This is a genomic window from Salmonella sp. SAL04213, from assembly GCF_046550535.1.
In the GTDB taxonomy this organism is placed as follows: domain Bacteria; phylum Pseudomonadota; class Gammaproteobacteria; order Enterobacterales; family Enterobacteriaceae; genus Salmonella; species Salmonella enterica.
Genome location: NZ_JBGDXS010000012.1, coordinates 71,533 through 92,481 on the forward strand (window position 1 = coordinate 71,533; position 20,949 = coordinate 92,481).

19 protein-coding genes are annotated in these 20,949 nt (G+C 52.2%); 16 read left to right on the plus strand and 3 right to left on the minus strand.

Features of this window, described 5'->3' with window-relative positions:
* Nucleotides 1-24 precede the first annotated feature (24 nt).
* The 9 genes from udp to tatD all read left to right on the plus strand — a co-directional run bounded on the left by udp (nucleotide 25) and on the right by tatD (nucleotide 8,078).
* Nucleotides 25-786 carry a uridine phosphorylase gene (gene udp / locus ACLJPQ_RS20480; RefSeq protein ID WP_000045169.1) on the plus strand — a complete coding sequence of 254 codons (762 nt, stop codon included), beginning with the start codon at nucleotides 25-27 and terminating at the stop codon, nucleotides 784-786.
* 139 nt (nucleotides 787-925) lie between these two features.
* A complete protein-coding gene (rmuC, locus tag ACLJPQ_RS20485) occupies nucleotides 926-2,356 on the plus strand; it encodes a DNA recombination protein RmuC (protein ID WP_000355567.1) in 1,431 nt (476 codons plus the stop codon).
* A 95-nt stretch (nucleotides 2,357-2,451) separates the two neighbouring features.
* A complete protein-coding gene (gene ubiE / locus ACLJPQ_RS20490) occupies nucleotides 2,452-3,207 on the plus strand; it encodes a bifunctional demethylmenaquinone methyltransferase/2-methoxy-6-polyprenyl-1,4-benzoquinol methylase UbiE (protein ID WP_000229009.1) in 756 nt (251 codons plus the stop codon).
* Nucleotides 3,208-3,216: 9 nt separating this feature from the next.
* Complete coding sequence (gene ubiJ / locus ACLJPQ_RS20495; RefSeq protein ID WP_001116092.1) at nucleotides 3,217-3,822, plus strand: ubiquinone biosynthesis protein UbiJ; 606 nt, start codon at nucleotides 3,217-3,219, stop codon at nucleotides 3,820-3,822.
* On the plus strand, nucleotides 3,819-5,459 hold the full coding sequence (gene ubiB, locus ACLJPQ_RS20500) for a ubiquinone biosynthesis regulatory protein kinase UbiB (RefSeq protein WP_080185135.1): 1,641 nt from the start codon (nucleotides 3,819-3,821) through the stop codon (nucleotides 5,457-5,459). Before ubiJ ends, ubiB begins: the two co-directional genes overlap by 4 nt.
* Before the next feature lie 206 nt (nucleotides 5,460-5,665).
* Complete coding sequence (gene tatA / locus ACLJPQ_RS20505; protein WP_000508972.1) at nucleotides 5,666-5,920, plus strand: Sec-independent protein translocase subunit TatA; 255 nt, start codon at nucleotides 5,666-5,668, stop codon at nucleotides 5,918-5,920.
* A gap of 3 nt (nucleotides 5,921-5,923) precedes the next feature.
* A complete protein-coding gene (gene tatB / locus ACLJPQ_RS20510; protein WP_000459612.1) occupies nucleotides 5,924-6,472 on the plus strand; it encodes a Sec-independent protein translocase protein TatB in 549 nt (182 codons plus the stop codon).
* A 2-nt stretch (nucleotides 6,473-6,474) separates the two neighbouring features.
* A complete protein-coding gene (gene tatC / locus ACLJPQ_RS20515; protein ID WP_000257554.1) occupies nucleotides 6,475-7,254 on the plus strand; it encodes a Sec-independent protein translocase subunit TatC in 780 nt (259 codons plus the stop codon).
* 41 nt (nucleotides 7,255-7,295) lie between these two features.
* Nucleotides 7,296-8,078: a 3'-5' ssDNA/RNA exonuclease TatD gene (tatD, locus tag ACLJPQ_RS20520; protein WP_023241746.1), complete on the plus strand. Its 783-nt coding sequence runs from the start codon at nucleotides 7,296-7,298 to the stop codon at nucleotides 8,076-8,078.
* Nucleotides 8,079-8,085: 7 nt separating this feature from the next.
* On the opposite strand, the gene rfaH is transcribed toward tatD, so the two are convergent.
* The gene (gene rfaH, locus ACLJPQ_RS20525) at nucleotides 8,086-8,574 is read right to left on the minus strand and encodes a transcription/translation regulatory transformer protein RfaH (RefSeq protein WP_001192410.1); all 489 of its coding nucleotides are present in this window, start codon (nucleotides 8,572-8,574) and stop codon (nucleotides 8,086-8,088) included.
* A gap of 185 nt (nucleotides 8,575-8,759) precedes the next feature.
* On the opposite strand from rfaH, the gene ubiD reads away from it, so the two are divergent.
* The 3 genes from ubiD to ACLJPQ_RS20540 all read left to right on the plus strand — a co-directional run bounded on the left by ubiD (nucleotide 8,760) and on the right by ACLJPQ_RS20540 (nucleotide 13,102).
* Nucleotides 8,760-10,238 carry a 4-hydroxy-3-polyprenylbenzoate decarboxylase gene (ubiD, locus tag ACLJPQ_RS20530; RefSeq protein ID WP_000339764.1) on the plus strand — a complete coding sequence of 493 codons (1,479 nt, stop codon included), beginning with the start codon at nucleotides 8,760-8,762 and terminating at the stop codon, nucleotides 10,236-10,238.
* Between the two features lie 85 nt (nucleotides 10,239-10,323).
* Complete coding sequence (fre, locus tag ACLJPQ_RS20535) at nucleotides 10,324-11,025, plus strand: NAD(P)H-flavin reductase (RefSeq protein WP_000209832.1); 702 nt, start codon at nucleotides 10,324-10,326, stop codon at nucleotides 11,023-11,025.
* 253 nt (nucleotides 11,026-11,278) lie between these two features.
* Entirely contained in the window at nucleotides 11,279-13,102 is a 1,824-nt protein-coding gene (locus tag ACLJPQ_RS20540) for an aryl-sulfate sulfotransferase (RefSeq protein ID WP_000669887.1), read from the plus strand.
* Between the two features lie 196 nt (nucleotides 13,103-13,298).
* On the opposite strand, the gene fadA is transcribed toward ACLJPQ_RS20540, so the two are convergent.
* Both fadA and fadB read right to left on the minus strand, forming a co-directional pair.
* On the minus strand, nucleotides 13,299-14,462 hold the full coding sequence (gene fadA, locus ACLJPQ_RS20545; RefSeq protein ID WP_080185134.1) for an acetyl-CoA C-acyltransferase FadA: 1,164 nt from the start codon (nucleotides 14,460-14,462) through the stop codon (nucleotides 13,299-13,301).
* Between the two features lie 9 nt (nucleotides 14,463-14,471).
* Nucleotides 14,472-16,661 (minus strand): fatty acid oxidation complex subunit alpha FadB, encoded by a 2,190-nt coding sequence (gene fadB / locus ACLJPQ_RS20550; RefSeq protein ID WP_080185133.1) that lies wholly within the window; start codon nucleotides 16,659-16,661, stop codon nucleotides 14,472-14,474.
* Between the two features lie 189 nt (nucleotides 16,662-16,850).
* Here fadB and pepQ point away from each other — a divergent pair, with 189 nt between their 5' ends.
* From pepQ to hemG, 4 genes are read left to right on the plus strand one after another with little or no spacing between them, the layout of a single operon-like run.
* On the plus strand, nucleotides 16,851-18,182 hold the full coding sequence (gene pepQ, locus ACLJPQ_RS20555; protein ID WP_000444529.1) for a Xaa-Pro dipeptidase: 1,332 nt from the start codon (nucleotides 16,851-16,853) through the stop codon (nucleotides 18,180-18,182).
* Complete coding sequence (locus ACLJPQ_RS20560) at nucleotides 18,182-18,796, plus strand: IMPACT family protein (protein WP_000378904.1); 615 nt, start codon at nucleotides 18,182-18,184, stop codon at nucleotides 18,794-18,796. The genes pepQ and ACLJPQ_RS20560 overlap by 1 nt, the downstream gene beginning before the upstream one ends.
* 38 nt (nucleotides 18,797-18,834) lie before the next feature.
* Nucleotides 18,835-20,286 (plus strand): Trk system potassium transporter TrkH, encoded by a 1,452-nt coding sequence (gene trkH, locus ACLJPQ_RS20565; protein ID WP_000545688.1) that lies wholly within the window; start codon nucleotides 18,835-18,837, stop codon nucleotides 20,284-20,286.
* Between the two features lie 11 nt (nucleotides 20,287-20,297).
* A complete protein-coding gene (hemG, locus tag ACLJPQ_RS20570; protein WP_080185132.1) occupies nucleotides 20,298-20,843 on the plus strand; it encodes a menaquinone-dependent protoporphyrinogen IX dehydrogenase in 546 nt (181 codons plus the stop codon).
* Nucleotides 20,844-20,949 lie beyond the last annotated feature (106 nt).

Here is a 20,949-nt window from a genome sequence, read left to right on the forward strand (position 1 = left end):
ACCCGATTCACAGAGGAGTTTTATATGTCCAAGTCTGATGTTTTTCATCTCGGCCTCACCAAAAACGATTTACAAGGGGCCCAGCTCGCCATCGTCCCTGGCGATCCTGAGCGTGTGGAAAAGATCGCCGCGCTGATGGATAAGCCGGTTAAGCTGGCATCTCACCGCGAATTCACCTCCTGGCGCGCTGAGCTGGATGGCAAAGCAGTTATCGTTTGCTCTACCGGTATCGGCGGCCCGTCTACCTCTATTGCCGTGGAAGAACTGGCGCAACTGGGTATTCGTACCTTCTTGCGTATCGGCACCACGGGGGCTATTCAGCCGCACATTAACGTCGGCGACGTTCTGGTAACGACCGCATCCGTTCGTCTGGATGGGGCGAGCCTGCATTTTGCGCCGATGGAATTCCCGGCGGTTGCCGACTTTGCCTGCACCACTGCGCTGGTTGAAGCCGCGAAATCGATTGGCGCCACGACTCACGTTGGCGTAACCGCCTCTTCCGACACTTTCTATCCGGGTCAGGAACGTTACGACACCTATTCTGGCCGCGTTGTTCGTCGCTTCAAAGGCTCTATGGAAGAGTGGCAGGCGATGGGCGTAATGAACTACGAAATGGAATCCGCTACGCTGTTAACCATGTGCGCAAGCCAGGGGTTACGCGCAGGTATGGTGGCGGGCGTTATCGTCAACCGTACCCAACAAGAGATTCCGAATGCGGAAACGATGAAACAAACTGAAAGCCACGCGGTGAAAATCGTCGTGGAAGCGGCCCGTCGTCTGCTGTAATTCTCCTCTCTTTTGCAAAGGCCGACGCGTTCGGCCTTTTCTTTTTGCGTGGCGCCTCGCAGGAAATCCCTTTTAAACTGGACGTTTATACAGCACAATTCTATTTTGTGCAGGACAGTGTGGTTCCAGGAGAGGTGTTGTGGATATTACTCTTATGATAAGCGCCGTCGTGGCGCTGGCGGCTGGGGTGGTGATTGGCTGGCTGGCGACGAAAGCGCACGCCGATCAAATCCGCGCCGATCTTATCGAAGAACGGCGTGAGCTGGATATCGAACTTAGCGCGGCCCGGCAGCAATTAGCGCAAGAAGCGCACTGGCGCAGTGAATGCGAGTTACTTAATAACGAACTGCGCAGCCTGCACAGTATCAATACCTCTCTGGAAGCCGATCTGCGTGAAGTCACGACCCGTCTGGAAGCGACTCAACAACACGCGGAAGACAAAATCCGTCAGATGATCAACAGCGAACAGCGTTTAAGCGAGCAGTTTGAAAATCTGGCGAACCGTATTTTTGAACACAGTAATCGTCGCGTAGACGAACAAAACCGACAAAGCCTGAATAGCCTGCTGACGCCGCTGCGTGAGCAACTGGACGGTTTTCGCCGCCAGGTTCAGGAGAGTTTTGGCAAAGAAGCGCAGGAGCGGCATACGCTGGCGCACGAAATTCGTAATTTGCAGCAGCTTAACGCGCAAATGGCGCAGGAAGCGATCAACCTGACGCGCGCCCTGAAAGGGGACAATAAGGCGCAAGGAAACTGGGGCGAAGTTGTGCTGGCGCGGGTGCTGGAGGCATCCGGACTGCGTGAAGGCTACGAATACGAAACCCAGGTTAGTATTGAGAACGATGCGCGCTCGCGGATGCAGCCGGATGTCATCGTCCGCTTGCCGCAGGGCAAAGATGTGGTCATCGACGCTAAAATGACGTTGGTCGCCTACGAGCGTTACTTTAACGCTGAAGATGACTATACGCGCGAGGCCGCTTTACAAGAGCACATCGCCTCGGTGCGCAATCATATTCGCTTACTGGGGCGTAAAGACTACCAGCAGCTTCCCGGCCTCCGCTCGCTGGACTATGTTCTGATGTTTATCCCCGTAGAACCCGCTTTCCTGCTGGCGTTAGATAAACAGCCCGAACTGATAACCGAGGCGCTGAAAAATAACATTATGCTGGTAAGCCCCACGACGCTGCTGGTGGCGTTACGGACAATCGCCAACCTGTGGCGCTATGAACACCAGAGCCGCAATGCGCAGCACATCGCAGACAGAGCCAGTAAGCTCTACGATAAAATGCGGTTGTTCGTTGATGATATGTCAGCGATCGGTCAGAGTCTGGATAAAGCGCAGGATAACTACCGCCAGGCGATGAAAAAACTTGCGTCGGGGCGTGGCAACGTTTTGGCGCAGGCGGAGGCCTTCCGGGGGCTAGGCGTGGAAATCAAACGCGAGATTAATCCGGATTTAGCGGAACAGGCCGTTACGCAAGATGAAGAATATCGTTTACGATCGATCCCTGAAGGGCGGCAGGATGAACATTATCCCAATGATGAACGGGTGAAGCAGCAGTTAAGTTAACCCATACGGAGTAGTTTAGTCCTGGCGCAGAGTAGGGCAAATTGGCCCAATCTGTTACACTTCTTGAACATTTTTATCGATAAGCAGGCACTGAGATGGTGGAAGATTCACAAGAAACGACGCACTTTGGCTTTCAGACCGTCGCTAAAGAGCAGAAAGCTGACATGGTGGCCCACGTTTTTCATTCTGTGGCGTCAAAGTACGATGTGATGAATGACTTAATGTCATTTGGCATTCATCGTTTGTGGAAGCGCTTCACCATTGATTGCAGTGGCGTGCGTCGTGGACAAACCGTTCTCGATTTAGCGGGTGGTACGGGCGATCTTACCGCGAAATTTTCACGTATGGTCGGGGAAACTGGCAAAGTTATCCTGGCGGATATTAATGATTCCATGCTCAAAATGGGGCGTGAGAAGCTGCGTAATATCGGCGTGATCGGCAACGTAGAGTATGTGCAGGCGAATGCCGAAGCTCTGCCTTTCCCTGATAATACGTTTGATTGCATTACCATTTCGTTTGGTTTGCGCAATGTAACGGAAAAAGAAAAAGCGCTGCGGTCAATGTTCCGTGTGTTGAAACCCGGCGGACGTTTACTGGTGCTTGAATTTTCCAAGCCTATCATTGAGCCGCTGAGTAAAGCGTATGACGCCTATTCTTTCCATATTTTACCGCGTATTGGCTCGATGGTCGCGAACGATGCGGATAGCTATCGGTATCTCGCGGAATCCATCCGTATGCATCCCGATCAGGATACCTTAAAAGCCATGATGCAGGACGCCGGATTTGAGAGCGTGGATTATTACAATCTGACGGCGGGCGTTGTGGCATTGCACCGTGGTTATAAATTCTAGGAGGGTGGAATGCCTTTTAAACCCTTAGTGACCGCAGGAATTGAAGGTCTCCTCAATACGTTTCTGTATCGTTCGCCAGCGCTGAAATCAGCCAGAACGCGCTTACAGGGAAAAGTACTGTGTGTGAAACTAAAGGGATTTTCGACGCCATTAGTCCTGGTATTCAGCGAACGCCAGGTTGATGTGCTGGGGGCATGGGAAGGCGAAGCGGACTGTACGGTAATCACTCAAGCTAGCGTTTTGCCAAAACTACGCGATCGTCAGCAGTTGGCCGCGCTTATTCGCAGCGGCGAACTGGAAGTGCAGGGCGATATTCAGGTCGTGCAAAATTTTGTGGCGCTCGCCGATCTCGCCGAATTCGATCCTGCGGAGCTGTTGGCGCCATACACGGGTGATATTGCGGCGGAAAGTATCGGTAAGGTCGTGCGTGGCGGGGCTAAATTCCTGCGCCACGGGTTTCAACGCCAGCAGCGTTATGCCGCTGAAGCGATCACTGAAGAGTGGCGTATGGCGCCTGGCCCGCTGGAAGTCGCATGGTTTGCCGAAGAAACCGCGGCTGTTGAGCGCGCCGTAGATGCTCTGACCACACGGCTGGAAAAACTGGAGGCCAAATGACGCCAGGTGAAGTACGGCGCCTATATTTCATCATCCGCACGTTTTTAAGCTACGGCCTTGATGAACTCATCCCCCGAATGCGTCTTACACTGCCACTCCGATTATGGCGCTATTCGCTGTTCTGGATGCCAAACCGGCATAAAGATAAATTGCTGGGTGAACGATTAAGACTGGCGTTGCAAGAGCTGGGACCGGTCTGGATCAAATTTGGTCAGATGCTCTCCACGCGCCGTGACCTGTTCCCGCCGCAAATCGCCGATCAGCTCGCTTTGCTCCAGGATAAAGTCGCGCCATTCGATGGTCGGCTGGCGAAAGCCCAGATTGAAGAGGCGATGGGGGGGCTACCTGTCGAAGCCTGGTTTGACGACTTTGATATCCAGCCTTTAGCGTCGGCGTCAATCGCCCAGGTACATACCGCGCGATTGAAATCAAACGGTAAAGAAGTGGTTATTAAGGTCATTCGCCCGGATATTTTGCCGGTAATTCAGGCAGACCTGAAACTGATTTATCGCCTTGCTCGCTGGGTACCACGCCTGTTGCCGGATGGGCGTCGTCTGCGCCCGACGGAAGTGGTGCGTGAGTATGAGAAAACGCTGATCGATGAGCTGAATCTGCTGCGGGAATCGGCCAACGCGATTCAGTTACGCCGCAATTTTGAAAATAGTCCCATGCTATATATCCCGGAGGTGTACTCCAATTACTGTAGCCAGAACATGATGGTGATGGAGCGGATATACGGCATTCCTGTTTCGGATGTGGCGGCGCTGGAAAAGAACGGCACCAACATGAAACTGCTGGCGGAACGCGGGGTTAAAGTTTTCTTCACCCAGGTTTTCCGCGACAGCTTTTTCCATGCGGACATGCATCCGGGAAATATTTTTGTCAGCCATGAACACCCTGAAAATCCGCAATATATCGGCATTGACTGCGGTATCGTCGGGTCGCTAAACAAAGAAGATAAGCGTTATCTGGCTGAAAACTTTATCGCGTTTTTTAATCGCGATTACCGAAAGGTGGCGGAGCTGCATGTCGATTCAGGCTGGGTTCCGCCAGATACCAACGTTGAAGATTTTGAGTTTGCCATCCGCACCGTCTGTGAACCTATCTTTGAAAAGCCGCTCGCGGAAATCTCGTTTGGTCATGTGTTGTTAAACCTTTTCAATACAGCGCGTCGATTTAACATGGAAGTCCAGCCGCAACTGGTGTTGTTGCAGAAAACATTATTGTATGTTGAAGGGGTTGGGCGGCAACTTTATCCTCAGCTTGATTTGTGGAAAACGGCGAAACCGTTTCTTGAGTCCTGGATCAAAGATCAGGTGGGTATTCCGGCTCTCACGCGGGCTCTTAAAGAAAAAGCGCCGTTCTGGGTCGAAAAAATGCCAGAAATACCTGAACTGGTGTACGACAGTTTGCGCCAGGGCAAATATTTACAGCACAGTGTTGATAAGATTGCGCGCGAGTTACAGGTAAACCATGTGCGCCAAAGTCAGTCTCGTTATTTATTGGGAATTGGCGCAACGCTGTTACTGAGCGGGTCATTCTTACTCGTCAACCGCCCTGAATGGGGATTGATGCCTGGCTGGCTCATGGTCGGCGGCGTAGTGGTCTGGCTGGTTGGCTGGCGTAAAACTCGTTGAGATTTTTTTATCGCTCAACGCCGGTTGTGTCACGCAGGTACATATTATCACTCGAGGCAGTACTCAGGCCGCAAGTCAATGTCGTCCCGGTCGTATGTAAAAGTATGTGAATAGGGCGGGCGAAAGCGGCTAACAAAGAGGCAGCGCGAAGGATAATGTGTATAATGCGGCCCTATTAATTCATCATCTATCACAGAGGAACATGTATGGGTGGTATCAGTATTTGGCAGTTGTTGATTGTTGCCGTTATCGTCGTACTGCTGTTCGGCACCAAAAAACTCGGTTCCATCGGTTCCGATCTTGGCGCGTCTATCAAAGGCTTTAAAAAGGCCATGAGCGATGATGATGCCAAACAGGATAAAACCAGTCAGGACGCTGATTTTACCGCTAAATCTATCGCGGATAAGCAAGGCGAAGCGAAAAAGGAAGACGCTAAAAGCCAAGATAAAGAGCAGGTATAATCCGTGTTTGATATCGGTTTTAGCGAACTGCTGTTAGTGTTCGTTATCGGCCTCATTGTGTTGGGGCCGCAACGATTGCCAGTAGCGGTAAAAACGGTAGCGGGCTGGATTCGCGCGTTGCGGTCCCTTGCGACAACGGTTCAGAATGAACTGACTCAGGAACTGAAACTTCAGGAGTTCCAGGACAGTCTGAAAAAAGTCGAAAAGGCGAGCCTGGAAAATCTGACTCCCGAGCTGAAAGCATCTATGGATGAACTGCGTCAGGCGGCGGAGTCGATGAAACGCACCTACAGCGCTAACGATCCCGAACAAGCGAGCGATGAAGCGCATACCATCCATAACCCGGTGGTAAAAGGGAACGAAACGCAGCATGAGGGCGTCACCCCTGCCGCCGCTGAAACACAGGCGAGCGCGCCGGAACAAAAGCCGGAGCCCGTTAAAGCTAACGTGCCTGAGTCGACGGAAACCGCTTCCGTAGCCACGATAGACGCCGAGAAGAAATCCGCTGCGCCTGTTGTCGAATCTTCCCCCTCGTCGAGTGATAAACCGTAAACATGGCTGTAGAAGATACTCAACCGCTTATCACGCATCTGATCGAGTTGCGTAAGCGCCTGCTAAACTGCATCGTCGCAGTGCTTCTGATTTTTCTGGCGTTAATTTATTTCGCCAATGATATTTATCATTTAGTCGCCGCACCGCTGATTAAACAGATGCCGCAAGGGGCGACAATGATTGCGACGGATGTGGCGTCGCCGTTTTTTACGCCTATCAAACTCACCTTCATGGTGTCTTTGATCTTATCCGCGCCTGTCATTTTGTACCAGGTTTGGGCCTTTATCGCCCCGGCGCTGTATAAGCATGAGCGTCGTCTGGTCGTACCGCTGCTGGTATCCAGTTCGCTGCTTTTCTACATTGGTATGGCCTTCGCCTATTTTGTCGTATTCCCTTTGGCCTTTGGTTTCCTGACGCATACGGCGCCGGAAGGGGTACAGGTTTCGACAGATATCGCCAGCTATCTTAGCTTTGTCATGGCGCTTTTTATGGCCTTTGGCGTAGCCTTTGAAGTGCCGGTGGCGATTGTGTTGCTGTGCTGGATGGGCATCACCACGCCAGAAGATTTGCGTAAAAAACGGCCTTATATCCTGGTCGGGGCATTCATTGTGGGAATGCTGCTTACGCCGCCAGATGTTTTCTCGCAAACGTTGCTGGCGATACCGATGTACTGCCTGTTTGAAATTGGCGTTTTCTGCTCACGCTTTTATGTCGGTAAGCGACGGACGCGCGACGAAGATAACGAGGCCGAAACCGAAAAGGCCGAGCACACTGAAGACTAAACACAACCGCCCGCCAGGGCGGTTGTCATATGGGGGCAAGCATGTTTGATATTGGCGTTAATTTAACCAGTAGCCAGTTTGCAAAAGATCGTGATGATGTGGTCGCCCGTGCGTTTGCGGCGGGAGTAAAAGGTATGCTACTGACCGGAACGAACATCCATGAAAGTCAGCAGGCGTTAAAACTGGCGCGGCGCTACCCCCATTGTTGGTCGACGGCTGGCGTCCATCCCCATGACAGCAGTCAGTGGTCACCCGCGTCTGAAGACGCCATTATTGCGCTGGCGAACCAGCCGGAAGTCGTCGCTATCGGTGAGTGCGGGCTGGATTTCAATCGCAATTTTTCCACGCCGCAGGAGCAGGAGCGTGCCTTTCAGGCGCAGCTACAAATTGCCGCCGAATTGCAGATGCCAATCTTTATGCACTGCCGGGACGCGCATGAGCGATTTCTGGCATTGCTTGATCCCTGGCTGGATAGTCTTCCTGGTGCAATACTGCACTGCTTTACCGGTTCACGCCAGCAAATGCAGGACTGTGTGGACAGAGGACTCTATATCGGTATTACCGGGTGGGTTTGCGACGAACGACGCGGGCTTGAGCTACGTGAACTCTTACCGTTTATTCCAGCGGAAAAGCTACTGATAGAAACCGACGCGCCGTATCTGTTGCCTCGCGATCTTACGCCGAAACCAACGTCACGACGCAACGAGCCCGCGTATCTGCCTCACATCCTGGAACGCATTGCGCTATGGCGTGGTGAAGATCCGCAATGGTTAGCGGCGATGACAGATGCCAACGCCAGAACCTTATTTGAGGTCGTATTCTGAACGATAGCTAAATCTTGCGAAAACCGGTGTTTTTTACGCTCTGCTTCACTTCTTTATTGAGTAAATTAAGCAGTAACATCGAACGCGTTTCGCCATCCGGCTCGGTAAAAATCGCTTTCAGCCCTTCAAATGCGCCTTCCGTGATGATGACGCTATCGCCGGGATAGGGGGTTTCAGGATCGACAACGCCTTCGGGCTTGTAGATAGAAAGCTGATGAATAACGCTGGAAGGCACGATCGCAGGATGCGCGCCAAAGCGCACAAAATGGCTGACGCCGCGCGTGGCGTTGATTGTAGTGGTATGTATCACTTCCGGATCAAATTCAACGAACAGATAATTAGGAAAGAGCGGTTCGCTGACGGAGGTACGTTTTCCGCGTACCATTTTTTCCAGGGTGATCATCGGTGTCAGGCAACTTACCGCTTGTCTTTCGAGGTGTTCCTGAGCACGCTGAAGTTGCCCGCGTTTGCAGTACAGTAAATACCAGGATTGCATAATGACTCTTATCCGCTTGTTCGGGGCGCAAGCATAGCAAAAGCCATGCGCGAAGTTAATTATACACTTCATCCTTTAAGCCGTATCTGGATTAGCGTTGGTTGCCAGAGTTCACGCTAATTTAACAAAAATACAGCATCCCGATGATGAACGCCGTATAATGATGCGCTTACCAAGAGGCTACAATGGACGCCATGAAATATCACGATTTACGCGACTTCCTGACGCTACTTGAGCAGCAGGGGGAACTAAAACGCATCACGCTACCTGTGGATCCTCATCTGGAAATCACGGAAATCGCTGACCGCACGCTGCGTGCGGGTGGACCGGCGTTGCTGTTTGAAAATCCTAAAGGTTACGCCATGCCGGTGCTGTGCAACCTTTTTGGCACGCCAAAACGCGTGGCGATGGGCATGGGGCAGGATGATGTTTCCGCCTTACGGGAAGTGGGTAAATTATTAGCGTTTCTGAAAGAACCTGAGCCGCCGAAAGGCTTTCGCGATCTGTTTGACAAGCTGCCGCAGTTTAAGCAAGTGCTGAATATGCCGACGAAACGGTTACGCGGCGCGCCTTGCCAGCAGAAAATCGCGTCTGGCGATGATGTCGATTTAACGCGTCTTCCAGTCATGACCTGTTGGCCGGACGACGCCGCGCCGCTGATTACCTGGGGACTGACGGTAACGCGTGGTCCGCACAAAGAGCGGCAAAACCTGGGCATTTATCGTCAGCAGTTGATAGGTAAAAATAAGCTGATTATGCGCTGGCTGTCTCACCGCGGCGGCGCGCTGGATTTTCAGGAGTGGTTAGCCGCGCGTCCGGGTGAACGTTTCCCGGTCTCCGTCGCATTGGGCGCCGATCCGGCGACGATTCTTGGTGCCGTGACTCCTGTTCCCGATACTCTGTCGGAGTATGCCTTTGCGGGCCTGCTGCGCGGCACGAAAACTGAAGTGGTTAAATGCCTTTCTAACGATCTGGAAGTGCCTGCCAGCGCCGAGATTATCCTTGAAGGTTACATTGAGCCGGGAGAGATGGCGCCGGAAGGACCGTATGGCGATCATACGGGCTATTATAATGAAGTGGATAGCTTTCCGGTCTTTACCGTCACGCATATTACGCAGCGTGAGGATGCCATCTATCACTCCACCTATACCGGGCGTCCGCCCGATGAGCCTGCGGTATTAGGGGTGGCGCTCAATGAAGTCTTCGTGCCTATTCTGCAAAAACAGTTTCCGGAAATCGTCGACTTTTATCTGCCGCCGGAAGGGTGTTCTTACCGCCTGGCGGTAGTGACGATGAAAAAGCAGTACGCTGGTCATGCGAAACGCGTCATGATGGGCGTCTGGTCGTTTTTGCGCCAGTTTATGTATACGAAATTTGTTATCGTTTGCGATGATGACGTTAACGCACGCGACTGGAATGATGTGATCTGGGCGATTACCACCCGTATGGACCCTGCGCGGGATACGGTGCTGGTTGAAAATACGCCGATTGACTACCTGGATTTTGCCTCGCCGGTCTCCGGGCTGGGTTCAAAAATGGGGCTGGATGCCACAAACAAATGGCCGGGCGAAACCCAACGCGAGTGGGGTCGTCCTATTGTTAAAGATCCTGAAGTTACCGCGCGTATTGATGCGATTTGGGATGAGCTGGCTATCTTTAAATAACTGAAAGCGGACATCGACATTTCAGGCTGCGGCGACTCGGCTTGAAAAATGTCGGTATTGACCCGACACCCGACAGAGGGAGCGCATGACAACCTTAAGCTGTAAAGTGACCTCGGTAGAAGCTATCACCGATACCGTATATCGGGTTCGTTTAGTGCCGGACGCGGCGTTTTCATTCCGCGCTGGTCAGTATTTGATGGTCGTAATGGACGAGCGTGACAAACGCCCGTTTTCGATGGCTTCAACGCCGGACGAGAAAGGGTTTATTGAATTACACATTGGCGCCTCCGAGCTCAATCTGTATGCGATGGCGGTCATGGATCGGATTCTGAAAGATCGGGAAATCGTCGTCGATATTCCGCATGGCGACGCCTGGCTACGTGACGATGAAGAGCGTCCGTTGATTCTGATCGCGGGCGGTACGGGCTTTTCTTATGTGCGCTCCATCCTGTTGACGGCGTTAGCGCGCAACCCGAACCGCGATGTTACCATTTACTGGGGTGGTCGCGAAGAAAAGCACCTCTATGATCTCTCTGAGCTGGAAGCACTCTCTGTTAACCATCCGAATTTGCGTATTGAACCTGTTGTCGAGCAGCCGGAAGAAGGCTGGCGTGGACGTACAGGAACGGTACTTACGGCGGTATTGCAGGATTATGGTACGCTGGCGGGGCACGATATTTATATTGCCGGACGTTTTGAGATGGCGAAAATCGCCCGCGATCTGTTCTGTCATGAGCGTAACGCGCGGGAAGATCGTCTGTTTGGCGATGCGTTCGCATTTATTTAACTATTTTATGGGACGCAGTAGCGTCCCTTTTTACGTTAGCCTACCTAAAAGTCCTCTTAAATATTAATTAATCGTCAACTATAAAACCTTATGATATTGAATATCTACAGGCTTTGTATTGCGTGTAATAAATTAAGTAATATTATGTCCTGAGGCTATCAATAAAAATAGTTAATTATATATGCTTCATTTATTTTTATAAAAGAAACATAAAATGGAAAGTTAGTTATTTATTTATAAGATGGAGAGTGTTATGAAATTTAAATATGCTTTAACTTCTCTCGCATTATCTGTTGCAATTTTGTCATCAGTACCTTCTACTGCTTTCGCCATCGGCGGCGCCAGCGGCGCTAAAGTGGACTATCAGGTCCAGGGAAAAATTGGCGAAGTTGTTATGAACCCCTATGATATCGCGCCGCTAACCGCCGTTATTCGTAATGGCGGTTACCAGTTACGTGACGTGCATGTACGGATTGTACCCAAAGAAAATGGCCAGGAGATCGCGTATAAAGTTAATAATAAATACCTTTTAACGTATGGCGGTATTCCCGTCTTTGGTCTTTACCCAGATTATGTCAATACCGTTGAAGTTGAATATACAAGAATCCAGGGTAGTAAAACCGAAAATATAAAAGAAAGCTATAAAATGTATGCACCGCCTGCCTATATTGAATCAGCGGGTACAAAAGAAGAACAATCAGCACTCTTTACTATCGATGTTAAAAAGGTTTCCCCAGAATTTAAAGATCGCTTGTATCTTTTGAATAATACGAAAGATAAGTCTGGGAATGGAACGCGTACTGTCTGGAACAACCCTACTGGGGGTGCATTAGAATGGAACTTCACTACAGCTAACGCTATTATCGACACCTCCGGTGATATTCGTTGGTTTATGAATCCAAGTTCAATTTATGATTTAAAGTCAATTTATCGTGCTGGCGTTATGATGGGCTTTAAACAAAACCAGGATGGCGCACTATCGTGGGGCTACGGTCAGCGTTATGTGAAATACGATATCATGGGGCGTGAAATCTTTAACCGCCGCCTGCCGGATAATTATAACGATTTTTCACACTCAATGGATAACGCGGCCAACGGTCACTACTTCCTGCGTGTAGCCAGCTCTAACTATAAACGTCCTGATGGGAAAAATGTTCGTACCGTGCGTGATGTGATTGCCGAAGTTGATCAGAACGGCGTGGTAGTGGATGAATGGCGTCTGTTTGATATCCTCGATCCTTATCGTGATGTGATAATGAAAACCCTCGATCAGGGCGCTGTGTGCCTGAATATCGACGCCAGCCAGTCCGGCCATACGTTGAGCGAAGAAGATCTGGCGGCGCTGGACTCCTCCGACAAATTCGGGGATATCGTGGGTAGTGGGGCTGGCCGCAACTGGGCGCATGTCAACAGCGTCGACTATGACAGTGAAGATGATTCCATCATCATCAGCTCCCGCCACCAGAGTGCGATTATCAAAATCGGCCGCGATAAGAAAGTGAAGTGGATACTGGGTACGCCTGCTGGCTGGAAAGCGCCATTTAATGCCGCAATTCTGACGCCTGTGGATAGCAAAGGCCAAAAAATCGCCTGCCAGGACAGTGGCTGCGAGGGTGACTTCGACTGGACATGGACGCAACATACGGCCTTTAAAATTGATAGTAAGAGTAAAGGCGATATCTTATACCTTTCCGCTTTCGACAATGGCGATGGCCGCGGCTTAGAACAGCCTGCTATGCAGAGTATGAAATACAGCCGCTCCGTGATTTACAAAATCGACCAGAAAAACAAGACAGTCCAACAGATCTGGCAATACGGTAAAGAGCGCGGGAACGAGTGGTTTAGCCCGGTAACCTCTATCACCGAGTACCAGACTGACAAGAATTCTGTGTTCGTGTATTCCGCAACAGCAGGTGGTGCGTTTGATTTGTCGGTAGGCGCATTTACCAGCTTACCTAATCCGTATCTGGAAGAGTTCAAATGGGGAGAAAAAGAGCCTGCGGTCGAAATGCAAATACATGGTGCGCGTGGATATCAGGCTATGCCATTTAGCCTGACCAAAGCGCTTACTGAGTAGAGCGGGCCATACGGTGAAAAAACCCGCCCCTGACGGGCGGGAAAAACGGCAACTAAACTGTTTCCCGTCATAATTCGCGCAGCCTCTTTGTTGGCTGCCTTTGCTCACCCCGGGCACATAGTTATCTATGTGCCCGGGGATTCGCTCAGTCGCCGCTGCGCTGCAATGCGAGTTATTTAGGGGATATTATCTTTGATTAAACCCGCTCAAACACCGTGGCGATGCCCTGACCCAGACCAATACACATCGTCGCCAGACCAAACTGCGCGTCTTTGCGCTCCATCAGGTTGATAAGCGTGGTGCTGATACGTGCTCCGGAGCAGCCGAGCGGATGACCAAGCGCGATCGCGCCGCCGTTGAGGTTGATCTTCTCGTCTATCTGCTCCATCAATCCCAGATCCTTAATGCATGGCAGGATCTGTGCGGCAAACGCTTCGTTCATCTCAAACACATCGATATCGCTGGCTGACAGTCCCGCTTTTTTCAACGCCAGTTTTGATGCCGGAACCGGTCCGTAACCCATAATTGACGGATCACAACCCACCACTGCCATTGAGCGAATACGGGCGCGAGGTTTCAGGCCCAGCTCACGGGCACGACTTTCGCTCATTACCAGCATGGCGGCTGCGCCATCGGAAAGCGCGGATGAGGTGCCCGCCGTGACCGTGCCACTAACCGGATCAAATGCCGGACGCAGCGTTGATAGCGCTTCGACCGTGGTTTCCGGGCGGATCACTTCATCGTAGCTAAACTGCTTCAACACGCCGTCTGCATCATGACCGCCAGTCGGGATAATCTCCGTTTTGAATGCGCCAGACTGCGTGGCGGCCCAGGCGCGAGCGTGAGAACGCGCGGCGAACTGGTCCTGCATTTCCCGGCTAATGCCGTGCAGGCGGGAGAGCATTTCCGCCGTTAGCCCCATCATCCCTGCCGCTTTGGCGACGTTGCGACTCAGACCCGGGTGAAAATCCACGCCGTGGCTCATCGGCACGTGCCCCATATGCTCCACGCCGCCAACCAGACAAACCTGCGCATCGCCGGTCATGATCATTCGCGCTGCATCGTGTAACGCCTGCATCGAGGAACCACACAGACGGTTGACGGTGACCGCCGGTATCGAATGGGGAATTTCTGCCAGCAGCGCGGCGTTACGGGCAATGTTGAAGCCTTGCTCCAGCGTTTGTTGTACGCAGCCCCAGTAAATATCATCGAGGGTCGCCGCTGTAAGCGACGGATTACGCGCCAGCAGGCTACGCATTAAGTGGGCGGAGAGATCTTCTGCCCGCACGTTGCGAAACGCGCCGCCCTTCGAACGGCCCATCGGGGTGCGAATAGCATCGACAATGACAACCTGTTCCATTGTGACTCCTTAAGCCGTTTTCAGAGAACCAACCGGACGGGCTGGTTCAACCGGGGGATAATACGGTTCGTTATGGCGCGCTTTATTACGCAGCCCTTCCGGCACTTCATACAGCGAGCCGAGGTGTTGATACTGCTGCGCCATATCAAGATATTTCGCGCTGCCCTGTGTATCCAGCCAGCGGAATGCGCCGCCGTGGAACGGAGGGAAGCCCAGGCCGTAGACCAGCGCCATGTCGGCTTCCGCCGGGCTTGCGATAATGCCTTCTTCCAGACAGCGAACCACTTCGTTAATCATCGGGATCATCATACGGGCGATTATCTCGTCGTCGCTGAAGTCGCGTTTCGGCTGACTGACGCTTGCCAGCAGGTCATCCACCGCAGCATCTTCTTCTTTCTTCGGCTTACCCTTGCTGTCTTCTTTATAGCGCCAGAAGCCCAGACCGTTTTTTTGCCCAAAACGGCTGGCGTCAAACAATGCGTCGATCGCGTCGCGATACTCTTTCTGCATCCGTTGCGGGAAGCCTGCCGCCATTACCGCCTGCGCGTGGTGGGCGGTATCAATACCCACCACGTCGAGCAGATAGGCCGGGCCCATCGGCCAGCCGAACTGTTTTTCCATCACTTTATCGACTTTGCGGAAATCCGCGCCGTCGCGCAGCAGTTGACTGAAACCGGCGAAATAGGGGAACAGCACGCGGTTAACAAAGAAGCCGGGGCAGTCGTTGACTACAATCGGTGTCTTGCCCATTTTGCTGGCCCAGGCGACGACTTTGGCAATGGTTTCGTCTGAACTCTTCTCGCCGCGAATGATTTCAACCAGCGGCATCCGGTGTACCGGGTTGAAGAAGTGCATTCCGCAAAAGTTTTCCGGACGTTCCAGGGCGCTAGCCAGTTCGCCAATTGGGATGGTGGAGGTATTTGAGGCCAGCACGGTTTCCGGGCGCACTTTCTGCTCGGTTTCCGCCAGTACCGCTTTTTTGACTTTCGGATTTTCGACTACCGCTTCGACAACAACATCTACGCGATCGAAACCGGCATAATCGAGAGTCGGGTGGATGGTCGAAATGACGCCCGCCAGTTTCAGACCGTCGATCTTGCCGCGCTCCAGCTGTTTGTTCAGCAGCTTGGCCGCTTCGGTCATGCCGAGGTTCAACGATTTATCGTTGATATCTTTCATGATGACCGGTACGCCTTTCCAGGCCGACTGGTAAGCGATACCGCCGCCCATAATGCCCGCGCCCAGTACGGCTGCCTGTTTCGGCGTATCAATATCTTTGGTCAGCTTTTTGGCTTTACCTTTTACATATTGATCGTTGAGGAAGATACCGACCAGCGCACGAGCCTCATTGGTATGCGCCAGCGGAACAAAGCTTTTATTTTCCAGATTCAGCGCTTCTTCACGACCAAAACGCGCGGCGGCTTCAATGGTTTTCACTGCGGTCATCGGCGCCGGATAATGTTTACCCGCCGTTTGTGCGACCATGCCTTTAGCGATGGTAAAGCTCATCGCCGCTTCAATCTTACTGAGTTTCAACGGTTCCAGTTTCGGCTGGCGTTTAGCTCTCCAGTCGAGATCGCCGGTAATGGCCTGGCGTAACACCGCTATCGCGCCTTCAATTAGCTTCTCTTGTTTGACCACGCCGTCCACAAGGCCGATTTTCAGCGCGTGCTCAGCACCGACATCTTTACCTGCCGCGATAATCTCCAGCGCGCTGTCTGCGCCCAGCATACGCGGCAGACGAACGGAGCCGCCGAAACCCGGCATGATGCCCAGTTTAGTTTCCGGCAGACCGATACGGAGGTCTGGCGTCGCCAGACGGTAATCGGTGGCCAGCACGCATTCGCACCCGCCGCCCAGCGCATAGCCGTTTACGGCGGCAAGGGTCGGTACGGGTAAATCTTCCAGACGGTTAAAGACGCTATTAGCGAAATGCAGCCATTGGCTTAACTGCTCTTCGGGGACGAGGAACAGTGAAAGAAATTCGGTGATGTCCGCGCCGACAATAAAGGCCGCTTTATTCGAGCGCAGCAGCAGCCCTTTTAAATCGTGTTGCTTTTCCAGCACCTCAAGCGCCTGGCCGAGGCTGGCGACGGTTGCGGTGTCGAGTTTATTGACCGAGCCTGGAGCATCGAACACCAGTTCGGCGATGCCATCTTCCAGCCAGTCGAGGTACAGGGTGTCGCCTTTATAAAGCATGTCAGTCTCCTGAATCCACAAGGTGATCTGGTCGTACCAGATGAAGCGAAGTGTGTATTTTGTGTTAATAAAATGCAAATAAATGATTAAAGAAATGCCGATGTGATCACGCTCGGCAGAGATCACGCTCTCGTGGGGCGATGTGCTAAGATGCGGGAACTTGAGGTCAAAAAAACAGAAGGGTAAAAAATGGAATCACTGGCCGCGCTCTATAAAAATCATATTGTTACCTTACAAGAACGGACGCGCGATGTTCTGGCGCGCTTTAAGCTGGATGCGTTACTTATTCATTCCGGCGAGCTTTTCAACGTCTTTCTCGACGATCACCCTTATCCGTTTAAGGTCAATCCGCAGTTTAAAGCGTGGGTGCCGGTAACTCAGGTTCCAAATTGCTGGCTGCTGGTCGATGGCGTCAACAAACCCAAATTGTGGTTTTATCTGCCGGTCGATTACTGGCATAACGTTGAACCGCTGCCAACATCCTTCTGGACGGAAGAAGTCGAGGTCGTCGCCTTACCGAAAGCGGATGGCATCGGCAGCCAGCTGCCTGCCGCGCGTGGCAATATCGGCTATATCGGCCCGGTTCCTGAGCGCGCGCTACAATTGGATATCGCCGCCAGCAACATCAACCCGAAAGGTGTTATCGACTATCTGCATTATTACCGCGCCTATAAAACGGATTATGAACTGGCCTGTATGCGCGAAGCGCAGAAAATGGCGGTGAGCGGTCATCGTGCGGCGGAAGAGGCCTTCCGTTCCGGCATGAGTGAGTTCGACATCAACCTGGCATACCTGACCGCCACGGGACATCGCGATACTGATGTTCCATACAGCAACATTGTGGCGCTGAACGAACATGCCGCCGTGCTGCATTACACGAAACTGGATCATCAGGCACCGTCTGAAATGCGCAGTTTCCTGCTGGATGCGGGCGCGGAATACAACGGCTACGCGGCGGATCTGACGCGAACCTGGTCGGCGAAAAGCGATAACGACTACGCCCACCTGGTGAAAGATGTTAACGACGAACAGTTGGCGCTGATCGCTACCATGAAGGCGGGCGTCAGCTATGTGGATTATCATATTCAGTTCCATCAGCGCATCGCGAAGCTGCTGCGTAAGCATCAAATCATTACCGACATGAGTGAAGAGGCGATGGTGGAAAATGATCTCACCGGGCCGTTTATGCCGCACGGTATTGGTCATCCGTTGGGTCTGCAGGTACACGATGTGGCCGGGTTTATGCAGGATGATTCCGGTACGCATCTCGCCGCGCCGTCCAAATACCCGTATCTGCGCTGCACGCGTGTGTTACAGCCGCGAATGGTGTTGACCATCGAACCGGGGATTTACTTCATCGAATCGCTGTTAGCGCCGTGGCGCGAAGGGCCGTTCAGCAAGCACTTCAACTGGCAGAAAATTGAAGCGCTCAAGCCTTTCGGCGGTATTCGCATTGAAGATAACGTGGTCATCCACGAAAACGGCGTGGAAAACATGACGCGGGATTTAAAACTGGCGTAATGGACAGTTGGTTAATCCCTGCAGCGCCGGTCACCGTTGTTGAAGAGATCAAAAAAAGCCGCTTTATTACGCTATTGGCGCATACCGATGGCGTAGACGCGGCGAAAGCGTTTGTTGAGTCAGTCAGAGCTGAGCACCCTGATGCGCGCCACTATTGTGTGGCGTGGGTGGCGGGTGCGCCGGACGACTCACAGCAACTGGGCTTTTCAGACGACGGCGAACCGGCGGGAACGGCAGGCAAGCCGATGCTTGCGCAATTGATGGGCAGCGGCGTCGGAGAAATTACTGCCGTCGTCGTGCGCTACTATGGTGGTATTCTGCTGGGTACGGGCGGGCTGGTAAAAGCCTATGGCGGCGGTGTGAATCAGGCATTACGTCAGCTTGCCACACAACGCAAGACGCCATTAACCGAATATACTTTGCAGTGTGAGTACGGTCAGTTGGCCGGAATCGAAGCATTATTAGGACAGTTTGCCGGGAAGATCGTTTCCAGCGATTATCAGGCGTCTGTTCGGCTCAGGGTGGCGCTTCCTTTTGCTCATGTGAATGCATTTTCCACAAAACTGGCGGATTTTAGCCGTGGTTCATTGCAATTGTTAGCGATTGAAGAATAATCCCCACCTCATTTTTAAGAATAAAGGAAGCGGCAGAGATGCATTTTCGCGCCATTACCCGAATCGTTGGACTACTGGTTATCTTATTTTCGGGGACAATGATTCTCCCGGGACTGGTAGCGCTAATATATCGTGATGGCGCAGGAAGAGCGTTCACGCAGACCTTTTTTGTCGCGCTGGCGATCGGTTCCATACTGTGGTGGCCAAACCGTAGGGAAAAGGGCGAGCTGAAATCCCGCGAAGGATTTCTTATCGTGGTGTTGTTCTGGACCGTGCTGGGCAGCGTGGGTGCGCTGCCGTTTATTTTCTCGGAAAGCCCAAACCTCACCATTACCGATGCTTTTTTTGAATCGTTCTCCGGGTTAACCACCACGGGCGCCACTACGCTGGTGGGGTTGGACTCATTACCGCACGCCATTCTCTTTTATCGTCAGATGCTGCAATGGTTTGGCGGTATGGGGATCATTGTGCTGGCGGTGGCGATTCTCCCTATCCTCGGCGTCGGGGGGATGCAGCTCTATCGGGCAGAAATGCCGGGGCCGCTGAAAGATAACAAAATGCGCCCGCGTATTGCCGAGACGGCGAAAACGCTGTGGCTTATCTATGTCTTGCTAACGGTAGCCTGCGCGCTGGCGCTATGGTTTGCAGGGATGCCCGCGTTTGACGCTATCGGACACAGCTTCTCCACTATCGCTATCGGCGGCTTCTCAACGCATGACGCCAGCGTAGGCTATTTTGATAGTCCCACTATTAATACCATCATCGCTATTTTCCTGCTGATCTCCGGTTGTAACTATGGCCTGCATTTCTCTTTATTAAGCGGGCGTAGCCTGAAAGTATACTGGCGCGATCCGGAATTCCGCATGTTCATCGGCGTACAGTTGACGCTGGTGGTAATCTGCACGCTGGTACTGTGGTTCCATAATATCTACGACTCGGCGCTGACAACGCTAAATCAGGCATTCTTCCAGGTTGTGTCGATGGCGACAACGGCAGGGTTTACCACGGACAGCATTGCGCGCTGGCCGCTGTTTTTGCCCGTCTTGCTGCTATGTTCCGCGTTTATTGGCGGTTGCGCCGGGTCAACGGGCGGGGGGTTAAAGGTCATCCGTATTCTGTTGTTGTTTAAACAGGGGAACCGCGAACTCAAACGTCTGGTGCATCCGAATGCCGTTTACAGTATTAAGCTGGGGAACCGGGCGCTGCCAGAACGTATTCTGGAAGCCGTCTGGGGATTCTTTTCTGCCTACGCGCTGGTATTTATCGTCAGTATGCTGGCCATTATCGCTACAGGCGTAGATGATTTCTCGGCTTTCGCCTCGGTAGTGGCTACGCTTAATAACCTGGGACCGGGGCTGGGGGTGGTTGCTGATAACTTCGCCAGTATGAATCCGGTTGCGAAATGGATACTCATCGCCAACATGCTATTTGGTCGTCTGGAAGTATTCACTTTGCTGGTACTTTTTACCCCGACTTTCTGGCGTGAATAATGGAGTAACACGTGAAAACATTGATTCTTTTCTCTACCCGGGACGGACAAACGCGCGAAATTGCCTCTTATCTGGCTTCTGAACTCAAAGAGATGGGGATCTGGGCCGATGTCGTTAATCTGCATCGCGCAGAAGAACCGGACTGGGATAGCTATGATCGCGTAGTGATTGGCGCGTCTATTCGTTATGGCCATTACCACAGCGCCTTTCAGGAGTTCGTTAAGAAATACGCCGCGCGGTTGAACGGAATGCCGAGCGCCTTTTATTCCGTTAACCTGGTGGCGCGTAAAGCTGAAAAACGGACGCCGCAGACTAACAGCTATGCGCGTAAGTTTTTAATGAGCTCTCCGTGGCGACCTGACTACTGTGCCGTCATTGCAGGCGCGCTTCGCTATCCCCGCTATCGCTGGTATGACCGTCTGATGATCAAGCTTATTATGAAGATGTCGGGCGGCGAAACGGATACCAGTAAAGAAGTGGTGTACACCGACTGGGAGCAGGTTGCGCACTTTGCCCGTGAAATAGCCCATTTAACCAACAAATCGTCGGCAAAATAAACGCAAAGAATAAAAAGTGCGCACTCAGAAAATTATTTTAAATTTCCTCTTGTCAGGCAGAAATAACTCCCTATAATGCGCCACCACTGACACGGAACAACGGCAC

Bases quoted from the DNA above. Each gene is read 5' to 3' on its own strand.
- tatD (WP_023241746.1), top strand. From the start codon at position 7,296: ATGTTTGATATTGGCGTTAATTTAACCAGTAGCCAGTTTGCAAAAGAT.
- tatC (WP_000257554.1), top strand. From the start codon at position 6,475: ATGGCTGTAGAAGATACTCAACCGCTTATCACGCATCTGATCGAGTTG.
- ACLJPQ_RS20540 (WP_000669887.1), top strand. From the start codon at position 11,279: ATGAAATTTAAATATGCTTTAACTTCTCTCGCATTATCTGTTGCAATT.
- ubiB (WP_080185135.1), top strand. From the start codon at position 3,819: ATGACGCCAGGTGAAGTACGGCGCCTATATTTCATCATCCGCACGTTT.
- ubiJ (WP_001116092.1), top strand. From the start codon at position 3,217: ATGCCTTTTAAACCCTTAGTGACCGCAGGAATTGAAGGTCTCCTCAAT.
- fadA (WP_080185134.1), bottom strand. From the start codon at position 14,462: ATGGAACAGGTTGTCATTGTCGATGCTATTCGCACCCCGATGGGCCGT.
- ACLJPQ_RS20560 (WP_000378904.1), top strand. From the start codon at position 18,182: ATGGACAGTTGGTTAATCCCTGCAGCGCCGGTCACCGTTGTTGAAGAG.
- udp (WP_000045169.1), top strand. From the start codon at position 25: ATGTCCAAGTCTGATGTTTTTCATCTCGGCCTCACCAAAAACGATTTA.
- rfaH (WP_001192410.1), bottom strand. From the start codon at position 8,574: ATGCAATCCTGGTATTTACTGTACTGCAAACGCGGGCAACTTCAGCGT.
- ubiD (WP_000339764.1), top strand. From the start codon at position 8,760: ATGGACGCCATGAAATATCACGATTTACGCGACTTCCTGACGCTACTT.
- fre (WP_000209832.1), top strand. From the start codon at position 10,324: ATGACAACCTTAAGCTGTAAAGTGACCTCGGTAGAAGCTATCACCGAT.
- trkH (WP_000545688.1), top strand. From the start codon at position 18,835: ATGCATTTTCGCGCCATTACCCGAATCGTTGGACTACTGGTTATCTTA.
- fadB (WP_080185133.1), bottom strand. From the start codon at position 16,661: ATGCTTTATAAAGGCGACACCCTGTACCTCGACTGGCTGGAAGATGGC.
- ubiE (WP_000229009.1), top strand. From the start codon at position 2,452: ATGGTGGAAGATTCACAAGAAACGACGCACTTTGGCTTTCAGACCGTC.
- tatA (WP_000508972.1), top strand. From the start codon at position 5,666: ATGGGTGGTATCAGTATTTGGCAGTTGTTGATTGTTGCCGTTATCGTC.
- pepQ (WP_000444529.1), top strand. From the start codon at position 16,851: ATGGAATCACTGGCCGCGCTCTATAAAAATCATATTGTTACCTTACAA.